Annotated in this window: 2 protein-coding genes and 1 pseudogene; all 3 read left to right on the top strand. The window is 74.3% G+C overall.

The features are described 5' to 3' along the window. Positions 1-519, top strand: a 519-nt coding sequence (locus AB0K09_RS31760) for an HpcH/HpaI aldolase/citrate lyase family protein (RefSeq protein WP_366068852.1), incomplete at its 5' end; no start/stop codon positions are given. Next, the gene (locus tag AB0K09_RS31765; RefSeq protein WP_366068853.1) at positions 516-3,017 is read left to right on the top strand and encodes a phosphoribosyltransferase; all 2,502 of its coding nucleotides are present in this window, start codon (positions 516-518) and stop codon (positions 3,015-3,017) included. The genes AB0K09_RS31760 and AB0K09_RS31765, both read left to right, overlap by 4 nt. After that, a pseudogene (locus AB0K09_RS31770) lies at positions 3,014-3,190 on the top strand (HAD family hydrolase); the annotation flags it as partial. The gene AB0K09_RS31765 and the pseudogene AB0K09_RS31770, both read left to right, overlap by 4 nt.

Genomic DNA, 3,190 nt, shown 5'->3' on the forward strand with positions numbered 1-3,190 from the left:
GTGGCGCCTTCTTCGGACGGCCGTCTGGAGGTGTTCGTCAGGGGTCGCGCGGACGGCAGCGGCTTCACCGTCACCGGACCGGTCTGGGAGTACTTCCCGCAGCCCGAGCGCATGTTCAAGCCCCAGTTGCGCCGCAGCCCCTTCGCCGGCCCGGCGGAGGCCCTGCGCACCGCCCTCATCGAGCACGACATGGACGGCCTCCTCCGCGAGATCCAGCTCGACCGCGCCAATGGCCTCCAGGGCAAGACCTGCATCCATCCCTCGCACGTCGCCCCGGTCCACGCGCTGTCCGTCGTCAGCCACGAGGAGTTCAGCGACGCCGAGGACATCCTGCGGCCGGAAAGCGACGGCGGTGGAGTGCTGCGCTCCGCCTACACCAACAAAATGAACGAGATCAAACCCCACCGCGCCTGGGCCGAGCGCACCATGCTGCGCGCCGAGGTCTTCGGCGTCGCACGCGAGGACGTCAGCTTCGTCGAACTGCTGGCGGCGGGCGTCGCGGGGGCACGGACGGCATGAGAGGCGGCGCGGAAGTGGGAGTGTGGTCCGGCCAGTGGGTCGCGGACCGGCTGGGTGTCGAGCTGGAGGGCGACGACCGGCTGCGGGAACTGCTGGGACTGGCGGTGCGGCGCAATCCGAAGCGCGCCCATCTGCTGGTCTCGAACGTCCTCGGCAAGCACGTGCCGGCCCCGCCGGCGCGCGTCCACGGCACCGGGGTCGGTCTGGGCCGCCGCGTCCGGGCCCTGCTGGGCGACGCGGAGGCCGCCCGCGCCGTCGTCCTGGGCTACGCCGAGACTGCCACCGGCCTGGGCCACTCCGTCGCGGACGGCCTCGCCCTCGCCCCCTACCTCCACTCGACCCGGCGCCCCGTGCCCGGCATCGCCCCGGTCGGCGGTTTCGAGGAGGAGCACAGCCACGCCACGTCCCATCTGCTCCTGCCGGAGGACCCGTCCCTGCTCTCGGGCACGGGTCCGCTGGTCCTCGTCGACGACGAGTTCTCCACGGGCCGCACGGTGCTCAACACGATCCGCGCCCTGCACACGCGCTTCCCGCGCGAGCGGTACGTGGTCGTCGCGCTGGTCGACATGCGGAGCGCCCGGGACCGGGCGCGGTTGACGGAGTTCGCGCGCGAGCTCGGGGCGCGGGTGGATGTCGTCGCGCTCGCGACGGGGGAGGTCCGGCTGCCGGACGACGTCCTCGAGCGGGGCAGCGCGCTGGTCGCGGAGCGGGAGGGCGGGGGGTGCTCGCCGTCGCCGTCCGCCGGTGCGGTCCTGCCCACCCTCCCCCATGGACAACCGCAGCGGGTCGAGCTCGGCTGGCCCGAAGGGTTGCCCGACGGCGGCCGGCACGGGTTCACGCCGGAGCACCGGGCGCGGCTGGAGGCCGCGTTGCCCGCCATGGCGGAACGCCTCTGCCGTGCTGTGGGCGCAACCCGGCCCGCGGACGGCGACGGCGAGCACCCCGAACGCTGCGGTGCCGCTCCCGCCCGCATCCTCGTGCTCGGGCACGAAGAGCTCATGTACGCGCCCCTACGGCTCGCCCGCGCCCTCGAGGAGCGGATCCGCGGAGACGTCCGCTTCTCGACCACGACCCGTTCCCCCGTCCTCCCCGTCGACGACCCCGGCTACGCGATCCGATCGCGGATGACCTTCCCGGCCCACGACGAACCGGCCGACGGGCCGGGCGACCGTTACGCCCACAACGTCACCGACGCCGGCTTCGACGCAGTCGTCGTGGTCGTCGACTCGGTCGCCGACACCCCCGCCCTGCACGCCCCCGGCGGCCTCCTGGCCCAGCTCGCCACGCACATCCGAAAGGTGCTGCTCGCCGTGATCCCCTCCCACCGTGCCCCCGGCGGCAAGCCCGGGCCGCTGCGCGGGCCCGCGTTCTCCTCGTACGCTCCGGAGGAGGTCGGCTGGCTGCTCCAGGACCTGTCCGAGGTGGAGCTGGAGGCGCCCACCGAGGAGCGCGAGGAGGCCATCCAGAGCGGCGGCGCGCACTACGCCGAGTCGCTGCCCGTCGAGTACCAGCCAAGCGCCCGCTACCAGGAGCTGTACCGCTCCGCGCTGGACGCCTCGGCGAGCCGCGTGGCCCGGGCGGTCGGCGCGGTGACCGAGACGGTGCTGGCCGAGCGGTCGCCGCGGCCCGTGCTCGTCTCGCTGGCCCGCGCCGGCACGCCCGTCGGCGTGCTGATGCGCCGCTGGGCGCGGCACGCGCACGGACTGGAGCTGCCGCACTACGCCGTCTCCATCGTCCGCGGCCGTGGCATCGACGCCAACGCCCTGCGCTGGCTCGCCGGTCACCACGACCCGGCCGACGTCGTCTTCGTCGACGGCTGGACCGGCAAGGGCGCCATCACCCGCGAGCTCGCCGAGGCCCTGGACGGCACGCCCTTCGACCCGCGCCTCGCCGTGCTCGCCGACCCGGGCCACTGCGTCGGGACCTACGGCACGCGGGACGACTTCCTCATCCCCTCCGCCTGCCTCAACTCCACCGTCTCCGGCCTGATATCGCGCACCGTGCTCCGCGCCGACCTCGTCGGACCGCACGACTTCCACGGCGCGAAGTTCTACCGCGAGCTCGCGGACGCCGATGTCTCGCGCTCCTTCGTCGACACCGTCGCCGCCCGCTTCCCCGACGTGGAGGAGGACGTCGCCGCCGACGCCAAGGCCCTGGCCTCGGCCGAGGACCGCGCCCCCACCTGGGCCGGCTGGACGGCCGTGGAGCGGATCAGCGAGGAGTACGGCATCCACGACCCCAACCTCGTCAAGCCCGGTGTCGGCGAGACGACCCGTGTGCTGCTGCGCCGCGTCCCGTGGCGGATCCTCGCCCGGCGCGGTGCCGGCGCGGACCTCGCGCACGTCCGGCTGCTGGCCGAACAGCGCGGCGTCCCCGTCGAGGAGGTGGACGGCCTGCCCTACAGCTGCGTCGGCCTGATCCACCCGCGCTACACGCGCGGCGCCACCGGCGCCGACGGCAAGGCCGTCGCCGCCCCCGAGGCGGTGCGCCCCCTGTGACGACCCTCATCGCCAGCGACCTCGACCGCACACTCGTCTACTCCACCGCGGCCCTCGCCCTGTCCACCCCGGACAGCGAGGCGCCGCGCCTGCTGTGTGTCGAGCTGTACGAGCGGAAGCCGCTCTCCTACATGACGGAGACCGCGGCCGCCGAACTGGCCGAACTCGCCCGG

Source organism: Streptomyces sp. NPDC049577, from assembly GCF_040675635.1.
Taxonomy (GTDB): Bacteria; Actinomycetota; Actinomycetes; order Streptomycetales; family Streptomycetaceae; genus Streptomyces.

Excerpts from the sequence above, each read along its gene's own strand:
- AB0K09_RS31765 (WP_366068853.1), top strand. The coding sequence starts at position 516 with ATGAGAGGCGGCGCGGAAGTGGGAGTGTGGTCCGGCCAGTGGGTCGCG.